The organism is Limibacter armeniacum (assembly GCF_036880985.1).
GTDB classification, from domain to species: domain Bacteria; phylum Bacteroidota; class Bacteroidia; order Cytophagales; family Flammeovirgaceae; genus Limibacter; species Limibacter armeniacum.
The window spans coordinates 269,947-291,449 of sequence record NZ_JBAJNO010000008.1; the positions used below are offsets into that span (position 1 = coordinate 269,947).

7 protein-coding genes are annotated in these 21,503 nt (G+C 41.2%); 2 read left to right on the top strand and 5 right to left on the bottom strand.

Going from position 1 to position 21,503, the window contains the following annotated elements; genetic code table 11:
• Window positions 1-243 precede the first annotated feature (243 nt).
• Together V6R21_RS07075 and V6R21_RS07080 are read left to right on the top strand one after the other, a co-directional pair.
• Window positions 244-9,411 carry a malectin domain-containing carbohydrate-binding protein gene (locus tag V6R21_RS07075; RefSeq protein WP_334242144.1) on the top strand — a complete coding sequence of 3,056 codons (9,168 nt, stop codon included), beginning with the start codon at window positions 244-246 and terminating at the stop codon, window positions 9,409-9,411.
• 87 nt (window positions 9,412-9,498) lie between these two features.
• Window positions 9,499-12,288 (top strand): T9SS type A sorting domain-containing protein, encoded by a 2,790-nt coding sequence (locus tag V6R21_RS07080; RefSeq protein WP_334242146.1) that lies wholly within the window; start codon window positions 9,499-9,501, stop codon window positions 12,286-12,288.
• Between the two features lie 62 nt (window positions 12,289-12,350).
• Here the strand turns inward: V6R21_RS07080 and V6R21_RS07085 are convergent, their stop codons facing one another.
• The 5 genes from V6R21_RS07085 to V6R21_RS07105 all read right to left on the bottom strand — a co-directional run bounded on the left by V6R21_RS07085 (window position 12,351) and on the right by V6R21_RS07105 (window position 21,394).
• Window positions 12,351-13,913, bottom strand: coding sequence for a hypothetical protein (locus tag V6R21_RS07085; RefSeq protein WP_334242148.1), 1,563 nt, complete (start codon window positions 13,911-13,913; stop codon window positions 12,351-12,353).
• A 94-nt stretch (window positions 13,914-14,007) separates the two neighbouring features.
• Complete coding sequence (locus V6R21_RS07090) at window positions 14,008-16,281, bottom strand: hypothetical protein (protein WP_334242150.1); 2,274 nt, start codon at window positions 16,279-16,281, stop codon at window positions 14,008-14,010.
• A gap of 179 nt (window positions 16,282-16,460) precedes the next feature.
• Complete coding sequence (locus tag V6R21_RS07095; RefSeq protein WP_334242152.1) at window positions 16,461-18,056, bottom strand: hypothetical protein; 1,596 nt, start codon at window positions 18,054-18,056, stop codon at window positions 16,461-16,463.
• Between the two features lie 169 nt (window positions 18,057-18,225).
• Window positions 18,226-20,394, bottom strand: coding sequence for a 7TM diverse intracellular signaling domain-containing protein (locus V6R21_RS07100; protein ID WP_334242153.1), 2,169 nt, complete (start codon window positions 20,392-20,394; stop codon window positions 18,226-18,228).
• A gap of 175 nt (window positions 20,395-20,569) precedes the next feature.
• Window positions 20,570-21,394: a hypothetical protein gene (locus V6R21_RS07105; RefSeq protein ID WP_334242155.1), complete on the bottom strand. Its 825-nt coding sequence runs from the start codon at window positions 21,392-21,394 to the stop codon at window positions 20,570-20,572.
• Window positions 21,395-21,503 lie beyond the last annotated feature (109 nt).

Here is a 21,503-nt window from a genome sequence, read left to right on the forward strand (position 1 = left end):
GATACAATTCAATTACCCTAAACTTAATCCAGCTTTTTATGCAAGAAGTACATCACCGCCCCTTCAATCAAAACTAACTTCATTTTTATATATGATCTGTTAGTCATGCCAATATTGATGGTATGTCCATAACAGCGTGTCTACTTGTAAGTCTTACAGGGTTAGTCCTTGTACAGGTTTATCAATAGATGTCTGCTATCTAGTCATTCCTATACATTTTTCAACCTAAACCCAATTAAAACCATGTTCAATTATTTACTTGACAAGGAGACTGTCAACCATTTATGTTGGCGTTTCCTATTGTTTATAGTATGCTATTGGGGTGTTCAAACGGCAGCCCGAGGACAATGTACAGATCCTTCCAACATTACAGTTCTTGATTGTAATCAAGTAAAAGTGAGTTTGCCTTATACGCTGACTTTTAATGGTTCAGAAGGAGGACTTGTCGATCAAGCTGGATTAGGGACAGGATTTACAATGGTCGACCCACCATCAGCTCGTATAGCAGCGGATGACCCAGTTTCCAATATGACAGTGTCAGGTTATGAGTCATCCCGTTTGAGCGTTAGCGAAAATACATTGATTTTTAATGCAGCAAAAGGCATTGCCTATGTGGAACCAGGAACCAGTACAGACACCAACTCCCAAATCAACACCTTAGGAGTGGGGTTTGATGCTTCACAGAGTTTTGAGATCACAGCTACAATTACTGACCAGTTCTCTGATGATACTAATAACTCAGAGCAGGCAGGCATCTGGTTTGGTTTGGATGAGGCCAACTTTGTCAAGTTGGTGGTGAATAACAATAACCAGGTTGAAATCAGAAGGGAAATAGATGATGTTTCTGCCGGAAATGCAACAGATGGAGTGAGTGCTACGGTCGCAAACCTGAAAACATCATTGGTGAAATTAACCTTGAGGATAGATGTAACAGCACAAACCATGACAGGCTACTATAGTGTCAATGGTGGTACAGATGTAGAAGTTGCTTCATTGGAACTACCGTCAAGCTACATTAATGGGGCAACAGTCGGAGGAGAATCCATGTCATTTGCAGGTTTGTTTGCATCCAAAAGAAGAGAGGTTGCCGGAACAATAGTTGAATATGCATTTGATGACTTCCAGTTAGCAGCTATTGAGGCACCGACTTGTCCACCAATTTCAGTATTGGATTGTAGCGAGATCATCAAACCACTTCCATTTTCATTAACCTTTGATGGAACAGAGGGTGGATTACTGGATGGAGATATGGAAGGTGTAGGTTTTACTATGGTAGACCCGCCAAGTGCCAGAATTTCAGAGGATGGAACCATCAGCAATGAGGATGTTCCCGGTTATGAGCCAAGCAGGTTGAATGTTGAAGGTGGATTTCTGAATATAGATGCAGCAAAAGGAATTGCTTATTTGAAGCCTTCAGGAGATGGCAATACTTCTACTGAAACCAATTCCCAGATCAATACCTTAGGTGTTGGTTTTGATGCTTCCCAAAATTTTGAAATTAAGACCACTATTACCAACCAATTCTTTGATGGAAGTAACAACTCAGAGCAAGTAGGTATCTGGTTTGGTTTGGACGAAGGGAACTTCGTTAAGTTGGTAGCAGGAAATAACGATGCCATCGAATTAAGAAGTGAGGTGGGAGATGCGACACAGAACGCAGATGCAGTTAGTATAGGAGTAGCAAATATTGAAACATTTGATGTTGCGCTCAGATTGGAAGTGGATGTGACAGGTGGTACCATGACTGGTTTTTACAGCTTGGATGGTGAAGCAGAGGTATCTGTTGGTTCGCTACCTTTGCCATTGGCATATATCAATGGTGCAGTGGTTGATGGTCAGAATGTATCTTTTGCAGGAGTGTTTGCATCCAAGAGAAGAGAAGCGGCAGGAACTTCTGTTGTTTATGAAATTGCCGATTTCAGTATTGAATCAACCGTTGAGCCACCTGTAGGTTTTACAGTCAATGTTAACTTCTCTGATGAAGCATTTACGCCACCATCAGGTTATGAAAAAGACTTTGGTGAAGCTTATGGAAATAGAGGTAACGGTTATACCTACGGGTGGATAAGTACAGAAGATGGCACTCCAATTTCACTGGTAGGACAAGGCAGAGAAAGAAACTTTGATATAGATCCATTATTGAAGACGCTGATTCATATGGATCACCCTTCAACACCTCCAAGTGGTTTTTGGGAGATTGAAGTGCCTAATGGGATTTACCAAGTGACAGTAGGGGTTGGTGAGGCATCAGCAGGAAATGATCCAGAGGTGCATAGAGTAAATGCTGAAGGGGTCAACATCATAAATAACTTTGAACCGTCAGGAGCCAATGGTAGCCTGACAAGGTTTTCAAGTGGTTCGGGAATCGTTCAAGTAACTGACGGTAAGCTTACCCTTGATTATTTAGGAGGTGGGGAGAATACCAAACTAACGCATGTTCAGATAGCACCTAGTAATGGAACACTTAGGCCAGCAGTAGTCAGCATTCAGGACGGAACTAACAATGTCATTCCGGATGGGGCAACCAATGTTTCAGTGGAGATTAACCTATCAACATCAGCATTGTACTTGCCAAATGGAAGTTTGGATAATAATACAGTGGATGCTTCTACGGTCACTTTGACTAGATTATCTGACCAGACATTAGTCCCAGCGAATGTTAACTCGACAGGTGGTGGCGATGCCATTACATTGGTTCCATTGTCAAATCTGGACCCAAACACTTCATATCGATTGGATATTACCGATGGAGTGGAGGATTTGACTGGTGTCGCAATGATTCCATATGCACTCACCTTTACAACAGGTAATGCTTCAACAGGTGAAGAAACCAACCTTTCAGAGGTGAACTTCACAAAGGTTGATTTAAGTATAACAGGTCAGCACTCCAGTTTGGAAATTGGACCTGATGGCAAGCTCTATGCTAGTACAATCAATGGTGAAATTAAGTGTTTTGAAATCCAATCTGATGGTACTTTGGCTAATCAGGTGACTTACTCACCATTTGGAGGGCCTAACAACAAAATTATTGTAGGATTAGAATTTGACCCTTCTGCAACTCCAGATAACCTGTTGGTATGGATATCTTATGAGGATACCTTTACGTTCAGTGGAGCGCCTGATTGGGATGGAAATATTGGACGCTTGAAACTTGACCCTGCCAGTAATCAGGTATTGGAAAATGTACATGTAATTGATAACCTGCCAAGGTCATCACGAGACCACTTGTCTAACAGTTTGGAGTTTGGTGCTGATGGCAAGCTTTACATGGTACAGGGTAGTAACTCGGCCATGGGACGAGGTGATGGAGCTTGGGCAAACAGGGAAGAAAGACTTTTGTCTGCGGCTGTATTAAGTCTTGATGTTAATAATTTGCCAACGAGTTTGCCTTTGGATGTGAAAACGGATGAAGGAGGTACTTATAACCCATATGCCTTGAATGTACCACTGACTATTTTTGGTACAGGAGTACGAAATGCCTATGACTTGCTATGGCACAGTAACGGACAGCTTTATGTTCCTACCAATGGTTCAGCGGCAGGTGGTAATACCCCAACCAATATTGAAACAGACCCGCTTTACATTGCGCCTCACCCAAGTGCTCCTATCAATACAGACCCAGATGTGCCGGCTATTACCAGTGTAAACCCAACCCAGAATGATTGGTTGTTCAGGGTGGTTCAAGGAGGTTATTACGGACATCCTAATCCACGACGAGGGGAATATGTAATGAACAGGGGAGATATTGACGTTAACAATAGCGGCTATAATGGTATTGCTCCAGCCTCTAACTATAGGGGAGATGCGTTCAACTTTGAGCTGAACAAATCACCGAATGGTGTGATCGAATACAGAAGCAATGCTTATGGTGGCTTGATGAAGGGATTGATTATGGTGGTGCGCTACAGCCAGCAGGATGATATCATCATTCTTCAGCCAGGTGGAGCAAATCAGGACATTATCAATGACATTGATGGAACAAGTATAGGGTTGGATGGATTCAATGACCCATTGGATCTAATTGAGGATGTAAGAACAGGAAACCTGTATGTATCCGAATATGGAGGTGGAGGTAAGATTACCTTGCTGAAACCTGATGTTCAGGCTACAGATGAAGGAATCTTTGCACTAGATCAGAATGAGTTGGTAATGGAGCAGATTATTGCCAATGGAGCTACTACTCAAACTGTAACCATCACTAATGATGGTAACTCTACCATCTCCAATATGCAGGTGAATTTGGTAGGTAATACAGGCAATGCTTTTGCCTTGGACCTAAATGGCACCTTGACATCACTTACAGCAGGTCAAAGCACCACATTTGATGTAACTTTTGACCCTGCTGCTTTAGGAGGTTTTCAGGCGCAAGTCAATATCACAGGAGACAATGCTTATGAGAGTATTTCCTTGCCACTAAAAGGATTAGGTAAAACAGGTGAAGGAGGCAGTAATGAACCTTCTTTACAACATATATTGACTACTTTCTTTGGAGGAACGGCGCCGGATGTAGGAGATGATAATCCTAATACAAATATCATTCATAGTCAGGAAGCTCAGTATACGTCTGATTTGCTTGGGGAAGAAGTGGTAGGACAGCTTTTTGAGAAGGCAGGAAATGGAAATGTAACTTTGGAACTGTTGGCAGTATATGGTCCAACCGGAAGTAGCCCAGTGGTAAGTTTTGGTTGGTACGGAGAAAACAACTCAGCCAGCAAGACGACATTGTTCTCAGTGGATAACAGTCCAACCACAAATGGACAGCGCTTGCTTCCTGAGATCAACAGCGGTGGAAGCTTATCATTTGACCCATCAACATCCAAGTTTGGTTTCTTCAGTATATGGCCAGCATTTAGTAATAGGGAAGTCTACAGTGAGGACGTACTCAATACTTTTACAGGTGCTATTCCACACCACGTACGTGTATATAAAGTACCAGGAGAACTGAACAGCTACATCATAGCAACGGAAGAACATATTTCAGGATTTGACTTCCAGGATATAGTGGTCATAGCTCGAAACATAAAACCTGCGGACGCTATTTCAGAACCACCAGTAGCAGGAGGAATCAAGGTAAACTTCCAGAATCCGGCAGCCAATCCACCTACAGAGTGGTTAAAGGACTTCGGTCAGGCTTATGGAAGCAAAGGAGACTACGCCTATGGTTGGGTTGTACCAGGCACCAATACTCCGTTGGATCTTTCTGTGGGTGGAAGTAACCCAGGAAATGGTCGAGACAGAAGTGGTGGTACAGCTATAGGTGAAGCGCTTCTTGAGGAAACCTTGATGCACATGCAGTATGATGATGTAAATGGAGGAACTGCAACAAACGGAACAAGTGCAGAAGGGGCTTGGGAGTTTGAGGTACCGAATGGTGTGTATCAGGTAACCATTTCAGCAGGAGATACGGATGATGAGAACCAGATTGGAACACACCATGTCATCAATGCAGAAGGCGTGGAAATCATCAACTCAATTACGGTTAACTCGGATGCGGGAACGACAATTATTGCTGAGCAGGGAACGGCTACAGTTACGGTAACAGATGGTAGATTGACCCTTGATGCCATTGGTGGTTTCAATACCAAAATCAAAACCATCACCATTGTTCCTGTTGGACAGCCACTTGTTACAATGGAATTGTCAGGAAGTGAGTTGGGAGAAAACCGTTTTGGTGGAGATGTAACAGTAACACTGTCAGCTACACCACAAGGCGAAGCGACATCAGCTACAGTAGATCAGTACCAGATTAATGACGGTCCACTGCAAAATTATACAGGTCCATTTGTCGTAAGTGATATCGGGAGCTATACCATTAAGGCAGTAGCAACAGATAATTTGGATAGGACTTCAAACTTTGTGGCAACACCATTTGTGATAATTAACCCTACAGGGGCAATTGTGAGCCTTGAGAATATGACCAAAGTACCAGGTACATCCATAGGCTTTCCAGCGGATGATTTCTATGTATTCCATCGGAATGCAGTCGGTTCTACTTCAGCTACCGAATGGCATGATGACAATACCATGCGAATCCATAACGATGGTACAGGCGTGATGCAGCTAGTAGATATCCAGTTGCAAAGTGGCAGTAACTTTACCATCCTAAGTATTTTGGATGAGGGAGACGCAAATGTGACATTGCCTGTGGAAATACCAGTTGGAGGACATGTTGATGTTGCTTTTGAAATCAGTTCGGCTCCAGGTGGAAAAGGAATCCTACAGGAGCAGGTGGTGATTGTGACAAATGCAGATAATGATCCAGCTTTGGAAGCAACACTCAGTGCTTCATATATGGCAGGTGTAGAAGGTAATAATGAGATAGATGTGCAGCAGGTGATGAATGTTTTCGGTTTCCAGACTTCCTTGAATGGACAGCCGAGACCAAGCTCAACTTACCCATCAGAAGCATCTGTTAATGATGGTTCACAGGGTGACCTGATACTTTCTCCAACTTTTGTACAGGCAGACCCATCACAGCCGGTAAGTTATTTGAGGCTAGCGGCATTTCATGGTTCAGGTGGAGCTCCTGCGAATGTGGGCAATATCACTTCCAACCATGGTGGAGAATGGCACCAGTCTTTGCTTCCTCGAGCAACTAATTCTTCTAATGTGATTTCTGGAGGTTCGTCAGCTACGCTTAGCGGTCCATTTAATATTAGTATAGCGGGTTATACGACGGAAGGTACAGGGCTAGGTGGCGATAATCCATTGCTTGGCGTAAGGGTTTACAAGGTCGTCAATAGGATGGGTGAAGTAATGCCAAACCACTATATAGTGGTGCAGGATTATATCGGAAGTGGTTGTGGAGCAGGGTCAGCTAACTGTGATTGGAATGATAACGTGTTGTATGTCATGAATATCAAGCCAGCTGAAGAGCCTTCGCAGATTGCTACATTGGACGATCAGAATGTAATCGCTGAAACACCTTTCAGTATTCCTACATCGCAGGCATTTGATATAGGCTACCCAGGTAACAAGCTGAAGTTTGCAGCCAATATTTTTGGAACAACAGACCCTCTCCCTGTATGGCTGGCTATCAATGCGACAACAGGTGAGATTACAGGTACCCCGCCCGCAAATGCGCCTTCATCTATCGAGATAGCAGTAACGGCAACAGATGACAACGGTATTGATATTATGACCTCATTTACCTTGAATGTTACAGGTCAGACAGAGGTTGAGTTTGTCTTTACACCTAGCCAATTAGACTTTGTGGTCAATGAGGATAACCCTGCCAATCAGGATGCCGAATTGAGTGTCAATTTGGAAGGTCAAAGCCCATTTGTACAACTTTCCGCTCAGGATGCGCCATCGTGGTTAATTTTACCAGATCCTGCGTTAGGTACACTTAGTTTTGGCATTGATGCAACAGGTTTGACAGCCGGAACCTATCAGACTGTCGTGACAGCAAGCGATGCAGGAAGCAATGTAGACGATGGACAGTTGATCATTACCTTGGACGTGCAGGCTCCACTTAATCCTATCAGTTTCGAGGTGACTACAACAGAAACATCTTGTATAAGCGATACCGGTACAGCAACGATCACCGCTCTAACTAGTGTAGGCGATAATATTGAAATCTCTTGGAGCCATAATGCTTCGCTGAGTACTGCAACAGCTTCAAACTTGGCAGAAGGAGATTATTCGGTGACAGTGACAGATACAGATCTGGAAATTAGCAGGACTGTAGCATTCACGATAACCAAGTCTTTGGCAGATTGTCCATATATCGTGCGTATCAATGCAGGTGGACCAGCATACACTAATACAGATGGGGAAATGTTTATGGACGGAACATCCTCCAACAGTGTATTTGAGATGTCAGGAGCATTCTACACCATGATCAATGATGTGGATATTGAAAATGCTACGGATGATACCATCTACCTGACAGAAACTTCGGGCAGAGATCAGGGAGGTCAGTTCTTCTATAACTTCCTGAACATGAATGAAGGCGAGTACCTGATCAGGTTCCACTTTGCCGAGATCTATTTCAGTACTGGAGGTATCAATATTAACAATGCATCACCTCTAGTGGGTAGCAGGGTATTCAATGTGAATATTGAGGGATTGCCAGTATTAGTAAACTTTGATGTCAATGAGGAGACACAATCTCCTGCTCCACAAGCGGTTGTTCGGGAATTTATGACTACCGTAACAGATGGTACACTGAATCTGGATTTCTACTTAGGTTCGGAAGGTACTAACAACGCACAAGTTTGTGCCATAGAGGTGATTCAGGTGACTTCTGGTGGAGAAGAGACTACCTTGAATGTAGAAGTTGGAACACTTTCTAATATGGCATCGATATCAGTGGATATGAAGCTTTATGAGGAAAATGCAACAGGAAGCAGTAGCCCACTTTATGAGCGTTCGGTCATTGCAGATCAGGTTGGACAACAACCAAATGGTTTGATATTTAGCCTGAATGATATCCCAACAGGTAACTATGTGATGGCGCTGAAAGCAGCACATACCCTGACAGAGTTGCAAAACATCAATCTTCAGAATGGGTCGAACTATGTAGATGCAGGGGCACTGCGATTTGGTAATGCAGACAATGATGAGGATATAGGGATTTCGGACTTTTCCATCCTTTCAGGAACCTTTGACACAACGGACCCTAGGGCTGATTTCAATGAAGATGGTGCTGTAGATATTAAAGATTTCTCAATACTGTCCAGTAACTTTGGTCAAGAAGGGGATGTATTTGGTGAACAGCTTAACAATACAAGGCTGGCTGCTGCACCTGCAATACCTGTACAGAATGGAGCGATTAATCTGAAAATGAATGGTACCCTAAAAGCAGGTGAATTGGTAACGATGCAGGTACAGGTAATGACGGCCACTGAAGGCGTAGATGCAGCTTCGGTAGCATTGAACTTCGATGCTGATTTACTTGAAGTCATGGAACTGAAGGGGACAGACCTGTTGCCTGTAGCGTTGAAGGTAACCTACTCTAATGAAAACGGGACCTTACAATATACTTCAGGTACTTTAGATGATGCCGTTTCAGGTACTTTTGATCTGGTGACAGTAGTATTTAAAGTAAAAGAGAATGCTACGCAAGCAGCTGTACAGATTGCAGACGGAAAGTGGACAGACCTGATGTATGCCGGTTACTCAGTATTGGGAGATACTTCAGGAGGAGCATTTGCGGGAGCACTTGGTAAGTTCGAGATGTATCCAAACCCATCATCAGATGTTGTGTACCTCTCACTTCCTTCATCCGTGAAAGAAAGCTTTAGCGTACTGATCACAGATACAGCTGGCAAGCAAGTCTTCCTATCATCAGATACATCTATCCTGACAGAAGGTATATCCAAGTCAGCGATAGGTTCAAATGGCTTCTTTATGGTCACTGTCGAAGTAGATGGTATTCACTACCGCAAGAAGTTATTACTGAAATAAACCTCTTTTATTGAGCTGTCCAGTAAAAGGACTGGACAGCTCATGGTCTCATCTTCTAGTTCAACTAACCTTTAATCCAATTCAATAATGAAATTCATTACGCAACAGTATATGTCAGCATTGACTGTCATATTATTGATGCTGTTCTCGGGAGTAGCAGTCGCACAGGATGTGACTTTCGCCCTGCAAGCATCGGATAACAATGTAAAACCAGGAGAATCATTTACAGTTTCACTGAATACCTCAGCAGGCAATGGGCAAGGCTACAATGCGGCTGCCTTGGAAGTCAACTTTGATAATACTTACCTTCAGGTAACAGATATTGTATGTGCAATGCCTGTAGTCTTATCTTCTACAGAGGTAGGGGAGGCTAATACAAGTGGTAGTGTGGTATGTGAAGGCGGTAATTTGGATGGAGATATTTCTGCTACTACAAATGGTTTGTTGGTGATCACATTTACGGCATTAGCTGAGGTACCTTCAACAGCAGTTACTATAGGTGAATCGTCAGAAATGCTATTTGGTACCGCTGAATCCTTGAATGTAATTGCTCAAAATACTGCGGTAACGATTGAAATCCCTGTTTGGGAAATAGAAGCTTCGGCAGGGACTAATGGAAGTATATCACCCTCAGGAACTGTTCAGGTAACGGATGGGGAAGATCAGTCTTTTTCCATTACGCCTGCTGACGGGTATAAGATTGCTACACTTTTGGTGGATGACAACACTGTGTCAATCACAGCCAATTATACATTTTCCAATGTCACAGCCAACCATACGATTAGTGTAACTTTTGAGGAGATTCCACCTCAGACATACAATATACTGGCATCCGTTCAAGGTCTTGGAAGTATTACCCCTAACGGGAATGTCAGTGTAGTTGAAGGAGATGATCAAGAATTTACTTTTGTACCTGACATGGGATATGAACTTTCTGACGTGTTGGTAGATGGTGCTTCTCAAGGTGTTATTACGAGTTATACATTTACTAATGTAACACAGGGACATACGATAGTAGCTGTTTTCACTCCAACAACTTCGACCTCCTATACCATTAATGCTTCAGCAGGGGCTAATGGGAGTATCACCCCTTCAGGAGCAGTACAAGTGCCAGAAGGTGGAGATCAGGAGTTTGTCATTAACCCTAATGGAGGATTTCAGGTTGATCAAGTATTGGTAAATGGTGTTAATCAGGGACCTATTACGAGTTATACATTTACAGATGTCAATGAAAACAAAACAATCTCTGCGACCTTTAAAGCAATAGACCAGTTGGAAGGGGCGACACTTTCTATCTCACCTTCAGACGTTGAGGTTTTTAGTGGGCAGACATTTACCGTAAACGTATTTGCCAATTCAGGTGCTCAGCCATTCAATGCCGCAGAAGTGCATTTGAAATATGACCCGACTTATCTTTCGGTACAGTCAGCTAATGATGAGGGAAATTTAAACACCCTATTGATCCCGTTGACTTTTGACAATGGTGTAGGAACCGTGGATTATGCAGCAGGTGTATTGGGCGGAGAAGTGTCGGGTGATATATTGTTATTTACCTTGACCTTTGAAGCTGTTGCACCGATCTCATCACCTGGAACATTATTGACCTTCAATGACAGATCTGTAACCCTGAAAAATGACATTGCAATTAATGGTATTTCAATCCTTGAGCAGACTATAGGGAGCAGTGTGGTTATTAACAATACAGCGGAGCTGAACCTACAATTGAACTTGCAGGGCAGGGGAGAAAATAGTACACCATCTCAAATGGCAGTCCCTGTAAATGTAAAACTCTATAACGAAAATGATAACTCATTGGCGTATGAGTTCAGCAATGTTGTGGCAGATGGAACAGGAATGGTTTCGGTAAATGGCATTTCTCCAGGCGGTTATATGATGACGGTTAAAAACCACCATACTTTGCAGCAAGCACAGTCTGTTATGCTGAATACAGGAGCCAATAATGTTACTTCCGAAATGTTGAGAGAAGGTGATGCCAACAATGACAATATGGTTTCAATACTAGACTTCTCTATTCTGGCGGCTGCTTTTAGTACAGAGTTAGGAGACCTCGGTTTCAATGGGAATACGGACTTCAATGAAGATGATCAGATTACGCTTCCAGACTTTTCATTGTTGGCATTGAACTTTAGTGAGGTAGGGGAAAGTGCCTTGAGCAGTGGTGCAAGAATCAGTGAGAAGCCTTCCTATAGGGATATTCAGAAGGCAGTTACAGCAAGGTTGGTGCCTGCTCCTATCGAGGGCTTCAAAAACAGGTTTAAAGCTATTGTCACGTTGGAAACAGGCGAGTTGCCTATAGATGCGGCAGCACTTCACCTGAAATATAATACTGAGCAAATTCAGGTACTGGATGTCAAATACCTTGATGTGTTTGAAATGGATTTGGTGGAGAAGGTAGATAATGTCAAAGGAGAGATCACTTATGCGGCAGGGACATTAGAAGAAAGGCCGTCAGGTATTATAGAGGTGATGGAGATTGTTTATACATCCAACTTGCCTATACATGCACATCAGTTTCAGTTTGGTAAAACGTTTCCTGTAGCTACAGATGTAACCTATGCAGGATATTCTGTCTTGAATAAAGCAGTCATTGGCGCTGAAAATGGGTTTGTGAATGGTTTAACAGTTTACCCGAATCCATCTAGTAGTGAGGTCAATATTGTAATAGGAACTCATCAAAAAGAGTCCCAACTCAAAATCTATGACAGGACAGGAAAGTTGGTGGCAACTTATGATGTAGCTGCGGATCAAACCCAGATACAAGTGGTAAAAGGTAGGGAAAACCTGATCGAAGGACTTTATCTCGCTGTCTTTAGAGAAGGAGATAAGTTTGTGTCCAAACAGTTTGTAATCCAATAAATAAGTTAACCTTATAATAGTAGTGCCTCTTTCCTAACTATTTGGAAAGAGGCGCTTTTTGTTTAGTTGTAATTTTCAGGATTGTCTTCAAATACTCGCAAGAAGTACCTGCCTTTTAGCTTGTCATAATATCCTAGAATATAATCATTACCTTGCTTTACCAATGTCTTGGCAATAACTTCATCTTTCCAGTTTAAAGTATAAAACTCAATCCTCTCCAATACATTTGGCGTTGTGAATTTTGGGATATATTCTCCTGTTTGCTTATCAAATAACGATTTTATATAGTTGCTTTCTATATTTTTATTAGCTGTAATAAGCGCTATTGGATTAATATAAACACTTACACCTACAGATGGAGTTAATATACCAGCAGTGATAGGGGCAAGGACAGTTAGTTCTAATCCCGCACTTACCGTTGATAAAGCTAAGGCAGCAGTACCATCAGAAGACCTTTCATTATCTCTTACAAACTTGAAAGCACCCCATGTTGCTTCTATATTCTTTTGGGCTTCATAAACAGAAATTCCAAGATGTCCATCTAGTGTTTCTTCAATGAAATTATGATCTTTTAGTTGGGCTCCCCCTTTCTTCTTTTTACTTTTCCTTCTTATATGATGATTTGTATATGCACTATTTTTTATGGTAATCGAATCTCCTTTTTTTGTTCTGTATTCTTGAATTAGCTCATTGGTATTAAAGTCAGTAATACTCAAGCATGACTCTTTGGAAGATACAATCACCTGATAAAGTTTATTGTCATGATAATATGAGTTAGATGTATAAGTAGTGAACTTACCAAGCTCGATAGAAGGATGCGAAAAATACTTTACCTCATGGCTAAAGTCATAAAGATTTATTTTTATTGAAATGGTTTGTTCTCTAGGTCTATCAAGCGTAAGCAAGAGATTATTACCATCTATATATAGTTTATTATTTTGGGCACTCAGTAATAAAGGATTTACCTGTTGACTTTCAATATTGGTAAATCGGTGATTATTGGAATATAATGTTGAGTGTAGTAAGGCAGAGAATAGTGAGTCTTTTACTACCTCATTCTCCTCAAAAAATGACTGCAAACCTGTTTTTAGATCAATATCTTGAACTTGGTTGATATTAAGATCACCCACTTTTAAAATTCTTAATGTAGAGCTGCTATCTAGTAATGTTAACAGGTAAAAACTGTTTTGATGAGTAAAAGTCGAAAGCAGCTTTTGATCTGTTAAAGGAAGCGTCTTTGGGAAAGTAGTACTTTTTGATGTGCCTTCATTAAGGTTAAATTTTATAGAGCTTAATTCATCTTCATTTTTTGTAGTAAAGAATAATGTATGGGAATCATCATTAGTTACAGACCCTAGCGTCTTGATAAATCTTTCAGGCTTTTCAGCCTCCAAGATATTTCCTAGGTACTCGTCTTGATCCCAAATGCTAAGGTGTACCTTTTCCTTATTGATAAAGAAAAGCATATTGGGTAAGTAACCATTTTCTGCTACAATAAATGATTCCGCCTTGTCATCAATATTATAAGATCGACCAAAGTTAAATGCACCTAGTAATTGTTGTGAAAAAGCGTTTGAGGTAAAAAACAACAATAAGAGTAGTCCGATAAAAGATCTGTAATTCACAATAGTAAAAAGTTTGATAGTAGATACGAAAAGTAGCCTGAGGGATAAAACTTATATGTTTTTATCCCTCAGGGGGTAATATCATTCCAACCTGTTATTTGATCAGTACTTCTACACTGCCACTATCCTGATGGATAATGCTCAGTTCTGAACTGATTAGGTCTTCCATTTGGTGTTCTGCTGCAATATCAATCAAAAGGCGACCAAGGAACCTATAGTTGAATGGGTTGTTGTGAGCTCCTATAATATCATTCAGTTTCTTGCCTGATTTATTGAGGTGCTTTTCATATGTTTTGCCTGCTTCGATCGCATGCTGAAGGTCACGGACGTCTTTCTTGAAGCCATTGACTCTTCTCCATACAAAGTTGTGGGAAAACTGACCAGCCATTGAGTAGTAGCCATTATCAGCAGTACTTGGCGTTTCAGCATTTTGTGCTTCCCAATTACGAGTACGATCCGAAAGCGCAGAAGCCTGACTAAACCCATGTTGCAATACAACCAATACATCTCCCTCTGTTCTTGGGTTTTGCTTTAGTAGTAGCTGAGCATAACCAAAGTAGTTCAGGATACGGGTTTCAGGTGTAAGTCGGCTTTCAAATTCCGGCAGGTATGGAAGTGATGCAGCCAATGATTTGGCAATGGCATGGTCACTAGCATTGACAATCAGTGGGAAGAAGCGTTCAAAATCACCTTCCTCAATGGATAACTTGCAGAGGAACTGAATATTTTCTTTCTCTTGATGGCTTTCATACAACCGTGCTATGGTTTCATGGACTTTATGGGAAGGAAGCAGGTTCCAAGTCGCAGCCCAGTCTACATATTTAGCCACTTCGTCCTTGCTGACTCTCTTTTGTGTATCAGACCATTGGAGCATTAACCCATAATCCAGTTCCTTGCAGGAGGGTTGAGCTTCAAGAGGCATCGGTGTTTCAGCAGAAAACCTAAAATAGGCATGTCGGTCATTTTTAGCATCTACCGAACGGCCTCTTTCTATGTAATAATGGAGTTCATGAGCTCTTTTACCTGTCTTTGGGTTGAGCTGTTCAGTAGCCACTATCTCAGAGTCCTTGTATGCTAACTTGGCTGACAACTCGAAGTTTCCGACTGCAATACGGAAACCAAAAGAGTTGCTGATCTTGGTTGATGCCATTTTCAAGTAGGAGTGAACCTCAACGTCAGGAGCTTCCTTACTCTCAATAGCTTGCCATACTTCCTCTAGATTCAATTTGATCAGGTTTCCGCTGAAACGTTTCCAGTCAGCCTCAGTCATGCTCGCATCAAAATAAGCCTTGCTACTGCCTGTTCTACTCATTTCGAGTTTCAAACCGAGTGACAACTGTACTTTTAAAACGGTTTCAATGATGGACTGCACCTTCTCTTTGAGTTGTGTAAGCTCCACCATGATGTAGTCCTTCCCTGCTTGAATGTCCCAACCCATTACAAGGCAGGCAATGTCTATGGCAGACTGGTAGTCAGCAGGTATTTGGTCTTCTGCATACTGTAGTCCCTGTTCAATTTTTTTGGAAGATGTTTTGAGTGCAGCATCCAATAGCATGGTTACTTTTTCTTCCAGCTCTTCAGGGTTTGCTAAAGACACATCCAAACCAAAGTTTCCATTTAGCTGTATCCCTTTTTCCTTGACCTTGTCAATTGTCACACGGATTTTATCAGAATCCTCTTTGGATACCAAGAATGTAAGGTTATCCTTGATTTCAATATGGGCCTTTGCTTGTGCTCCAAATCCTGTTTGAAGGTTGAGCGCCTCATCCAGTTTTAATACTTTACTCAGTTGCTTAAGGGCAATTGTCATGATATGTGCCCACTCGATAGAAGCAGCAGCTTTTAGCCCTCCGTTTAATTGGTAGCCCATCGTTTCACCAATATCCAGTGTAGAAGGATTTGTGTCACCGAATACAGAAAAGAAACTGGTTAAATCCCTCGCAGTAGCAGTCACTAACGTGGAGTTGATAGCATGTTTTCGGTAGATAAACATGGTGAAATCCTTGCTGAACTCTGTACCAAAGCCTAACTGTCCTAGAGCACTACTTCCACTTCCTTTCAGGTAACCATTAAAACGATAGCCAATCAGGACGTTTTCTTTTAGAAACTCCTCTGGATCATATCCTTTGAAGGCGATATCCTTTTCAGGTTCACTTTCCCCTTCTAGGTCATCTAGACTGTTAAACAGTTTGGCTTCAATAGTGGCATTGCCATCTACCAGAAAGTTAAAGGCATTGCTAGGAATGGAAAAAGGTTGTTTGAAGGCAGCTTCCTTGAACAGTATATGTTGGAAGTCTTTGTCTCCAAGTGCTTTGTCACCAACCTGTTTCAATATGTTGGCAAGGTCAAGATATTGTTGGATGTCCATTTTAGTTTTTAGGGTTATAAAAGTGGTGTAGACTAGTGTATTTATTAGTCTTAAAAAATGTGAATTCTATATTATGAAATTCGAAGAAAAAATAAGAGTAAATTGATTCTTTTTGAAAGAAAACAGGCAGCCAATTTTAAAAAATAGCTGCCTGCTGAATTATGTATAGACCTTTTCTATTAGAGGTTCAATGGGAAGTTGAAACCAAAGTAAGGCATCACTCTGTTTGAAGGTTTAAATTGACCTTCTCCCACTTGTTGCCAAGTCCACTGGTAATCCACACCAACAGTCAAGAAACGGTTCAGCTTGTAAGCAGCTCTTGCAACAGCCAGTGAGTTTTCGTCAAATGTGAAAGCATTATCCAATGAAAGCAGGTTGCCTTTGATATAGTGAGCATTCAGGATGATCTTATCAAACAGGTTTACTACTTCTGCATTAACGTTAACCATTGCTGGTGCATTCTCGCCGATTTCATCAGGAAGCATTAAAGCACCACTAAGTCTTACTTTCTCAAGTAAGGTAGCTGACACGCTTCCGTAGATACCTTTGGTAGGTTCTGTTACGTTTGCCAGTGCTAGGATTCTAGCATCCTTGTTGATCTCGTAGATAGAGTTGAAGAACTGAGGGATAAAGTTTCTCTCATAGTTAACTCTCTCGATTTTAGCTGAAGCTGTCAGTAACTTGAAGATAAGGCTTGCCTGAAGCTCAATACCGTAAGAGTAACCTTGTCCGCCTTCGAAAGCAGTATAACCGTTTTCAAAGTCAGCATCATCAACGCCTTCATATTCAGGTCGTTTTTTAGCTAGCTCGATCGCTTGGTTTCTTGCGTTAGTAGCAATGTCTTCTTCAGTGATTTGGTCTTCAGTCGGAAGCTCATTATTGGCAGCAGTCATATGCTGTACATTGTAAGCCGTTAACTCACCAATAGATACTTTTTTATCTAGTTTGGCAAACTGACCGTATGCTCTTAAGCGTAGGAATCTCAGGTTGATAAGGCTGATGCCTGCATCAGCACCGTATGAGTTGATGCCTTTGTTCTGCATCAACAGGTTGTGTTGTACCTCAAGTCCATTCTCAACAGTTTTGTCTCTGTCACCAACATAAGTACCACCAATCTCAAATGTACGGATTACAGGTACAGGTAAGTTGCCAAAAGGACGAACGTAAGGACGAACTGCTAAAAGGTTGAAAGATTTAACGTTGAAGTCAGAGTACATACCTTCAAGGCCTGCCACTTTACCGAAACGAACGTCCCAACCTAGACCAACTTTTCTTCTTTCAAAGGAGGTTGCATTGGTGTAGTTGTTTACGAGCATGCCATAACCGATGTAAGAGTTAGACATGTCACCTACTTGTATGTGGAATGGGTCACGTTTTTTTACACCATACCTAACGTAACGAATCATACGAAGGGCACCTACACCATTTTTAAATTCTTCTGAGCGGAATTTTCCATTTTCAACATTTACTGAAAGTGGAATATCAAGACCTACTCCCCATTTGCCAAGTGTGATTTCAGGCTTCAGTCTTAGGGTAACGTAGTGTTCACCACCGATATAGTTGTAACCAAGATTTCCTGCAAATTGGTTTACACTATCCATGGAGCTCAAAACGTCCAATGTGTTGTTGATGGCATTGGCTTCATCTGCCGAGCCAGTAGGGCCATCAGTTGTTTCTACAGCCGTGTTGTCATTGGTTGTGCTAGGCTCCTCCTGTGCCATCAGGCTGGCAGAGGTAAGCATAGCGAAGAGAAACAGTAAAAGTTTGTTTTTCATTTTAGCGATTTTTAACTAAAAAATTGAAATAGTTCTATTAAAAACGCCGTATTGTACAAATTATTATGGTGTAGAGAAGATGAAATTTACAGTTGTTTACATATGGTAAAGGCTACCATTTTTAGATGGCAGCCTTTTATTATCGGAGGATTAACTAAACTGAGTAAATTTATATGCTAATGCCCAAGACCAATAGGTCATCGATCTGAATATTGTCACCTTTCCAGTGCTCGAAGGCATTAAGCAAGTGATGTTTTTGTTTTTCCATAGGCATTCTATGCATCGCAGCCATAAGCCCTTTCATTCTTTTTATAGAATACTTTTTGTCACTGTCACCTCCAAACTGATCCTGAAAACCATCCGAGAAAATATAGAATGTGGTTGGTGTATCAAGGTCTATTGTGTGCAGGGTAAACTGTGACTGCTGCTTACCATGCATGCGCCCGATTGAAAGCCTGTCTCCTTTGATTTGGTGCAATTCATTGTACTGAATATAAATCAATGGACATTTGGCTCCTGCATAATGTAACTTATTTTCTTTAAGGTCTATGACACAAACAGCAGCATCCAAACCGGCATGGTATGTTGCACTATGCAAAAACTGTTCATTGACACTTTGCTGCAACTGGTACAGGATTTTGTCAGGTGTGTAAGTATGGCGTTCCAATACAATATCATTCAGCATATTGGAGGCACTCATACTCATCAAAGCACCAGAAAGTCCGTGTCCAGTACAGTCAACTGCCGCAATTATCAGCTTGTCTTCTGTCTTTCGGAACCAGTAAAAGTCTCCACTGACAATGTTTCGTGGTTGCCACAGTACAAACGCGTCTTTTACCTCTTCACGGATAACGTCCTCTCTTACCAGCATTGATTGCTGAATATGACTAGCAGCATTGATGCCGGCCGTAATATTGTTGTTCTTGATTTCCATTTCCATCTTCTGCTCATTGAGCAGGGTATTGGTAATGTTCAACTCCTCGGCTTGTTGCTTCAGCTCCTCTGCCAGTGTAGTCATTCCTTCTGCTTGTTTCTGGTTCTCTAGCTTGAGTTTTTCCTCTTCCTTAAATGAGGATGCAAACTGATGTGCCAGAATAAAAGACTGGGACAGTATAAACCCAACCATACTTAACTCAAAGAAATAACTGATAGCCGGAATCACATGGTAATGCACCAGTAAAATATAGAAAGCGGCAGAAAACAGTAATATCATTCCAATGAAAGCATAGAGTGCATTTTGACTCTTTCTGACTATGGCATATATCAGTATAGAAATGATGTACAGGATACTGACTACAGAAATGATATTATGAGCAGTTGTAAAATGTGTATAGGTATTATTATCCGTAAAAGTGGTCACTATTACAAACAGTAACGTGATGGTGCCTAATACACGAATGATAAATGGTGAAAACTTTGTAGGGAAAGCCTCACTGTAAAAGCAGACTGCAAAAAAGACTGCCAAATACATGGCGTTGTATTCCAGTGCAGAGGTCAGTTCAAAGGGTAAGTTCGGAAATACTCCCTTGATCAGGTAGAAGTTACTACCTATCACCCAATAACACTGAACCAAGCAGAACAGCGCAAAGTACAGTACGGATTTATTGTCTTTCCAGAATAAGAACATTCCCAAAAAGAAGAATCCCAACACCATTAGAGAGCCTGCAACAAAGATCTGTACAGCGATCACCTTGTTACGTTGGCCATGCAAATCCTCTGATTTACCGAAGTAGATCTTATCAGAGCCTCCTCCTAGTATATGGTGGAAATTGGAAACATAAATGACGATATCAGAAACTTCTCCTTCGAGATTTACTGAAGTGGTCAAAGGCTGATAAGACGGAATGGTCTGTTTTTTTGACTTGCCAGGTTTTCCGTTATGGCAAATTAGTTTGCCATTGATGTATAAGGCATAGGAAGACAGAAATGAATCAATGGTGAGTCCCATTACGGGAAGGTCATCATTGTGTTTGACACGCAGGTGATAAGTGGCATACCCATGTCCACTCATTAGCTTACCATCGATAAGCAGTTTGTGCCATTTTTTGTCAATAGATGCATAAGTATCAGGTTCTGGTTTTAGATCAGTATCCTGAAACTGTTCATGGGTTATAAACTCATTGGCATAGAATTCCCATTCACCATTCAGTGCAATGGGACCATCTTGGTGGAAATTCCATGAGGTTACATCAACCTCTCCTTTTTTAGCGAGGAGAGATGTCCTTTTGCTTGATGTACTCAAAGAAATCATTGCATAGACAAGAAAGCCAATCAGCAAAAAGAGTACTCCGCCAAAAAGGTAGCCACTGAGTTGTTTCTTACTAAGTGGATTTAACATGATATTTTGTTAGTAGTAGTTTTTAGCTAAAGCTGTACACTTGAAACAGCTATAAAACTTGCTCAGATAAGAATAATGATAAACACCAATTACTTAAAGCAAGTATTGCAATGTTAGTAAATATTATTAAAAGTCAAGGACAAAACTATGAACATTTTAAGATAATTACTGGAACTTACATTTGTCTTATATACTTTCTGGTGGTATTAACATATTCAAAAATGCCTTTCCTTATCTCTCCAATCAGCATTTCAGAGCCTCCAAGCAACTCAGGGGGCAGGTTATGAATATAGTTTAGCGTGTAGTTAACTTGTAATGTCTGGTTGTTGCCATAATCATAAATATTAGTGACAGACACAGACATCTTGTTTGTCTTGTGCATCATGACACGGCTAAAGTCATAGTTGTGCTGTACAACTGATATTTTTGGAGTGCCCAGTTCAGTATCTTGCCCTGCTGTATAGGCGATTAGCTCTTGGATCTGGGGGGATATATCTTGATCAGGACTGCTAAAGGTAAGGTCATAGGTGAAGTCGGGAGCCATAAAGCCACATGCTATTTTAAATGTTTTACCATTGTCAGACTGTACTTTATAATCAGGAAGGGTTTCTTGAATGTAGTTGACATCACTCAGGCGCTTTTCTGTAAAGAAACTCACAGGTGTGTTGACGATATAAGCCGCTTTAGTCAGCAAGACATAATATCTTTCGTCTTGTTTTTTGTCCCAGTAGTTAAGGTAATCCAACGGACGAATATCCTTTTGAAAAGATATTTGCTTGTCCTTACTGTAAACGGGCTTGAGGCTTTTATCAAGTAGCAGCATATAGAGTTGAACATGCTGTTCGGCTAGCTCGGAGCGGCTAATGGAAAAATCAAATGATGATTCTGTAATTACCTTGGCTGGTACAGGTTTGCCGTTATGGGCTAGTAACTGATATTTTGTTACAGGAAAAAGTATAAGTGAAAGCACTGTTGCTAGCAAGGTCAGTGTCTTGAGCATATTGTTCGTTTAGTTACATGAAAGTTGAATTAGAATAATTGCTTATATCCAAGATTCAACCAAATATCTCCATCTTACTACAAATTTTTTAACCAAAAGAGTCATTGCT

Bases quoted from the DNA above. Each gene is read 5' to 3' on its own strand.
- V6R21_RS07105 (WP_334242155.1), bottom strand. From the start codon at position 21,394: ATGCTCAAGACACTGACCTTGCTAGCAACAGTGCTTTCACTTATACTT.
- V6R21_RS07080 (WP_334242146.1), top strand. From the start codon at position 9,499: ATGAAATTCATTACGCAACAGTATATGTCAGCATTGACTGTCATATTA.
- V6R21_RS07095 (WP_334242152.1), bottom strand. From the start codon at position 18,056: ATGAAAAACAAACTTTTACTGTTTCTCTTCGCTATGCTTACCTCTGCC.
- V6R21_RS07100 (WP_334242153.1), bottom strand. From the start codon at position 20,394: ATGTTAAATCCACTTAGTAAGAAACAACTCAGTGGCTACCTTTTTGGC.
- V6R21_RS07090 (WP_334242150.1), bottom strand. From the start codon at position 16,281: ATGGACATCCAACAATATCTTGACCTTGCCAACATATTGAAACAGGTT.
- V6R21_RS07075 (WP_334242144.1), top strand. From the start codon at position 244: ATGTTCAATTATTTACTTGACAAGGAGACTGTCAACCATTTATGTTGG.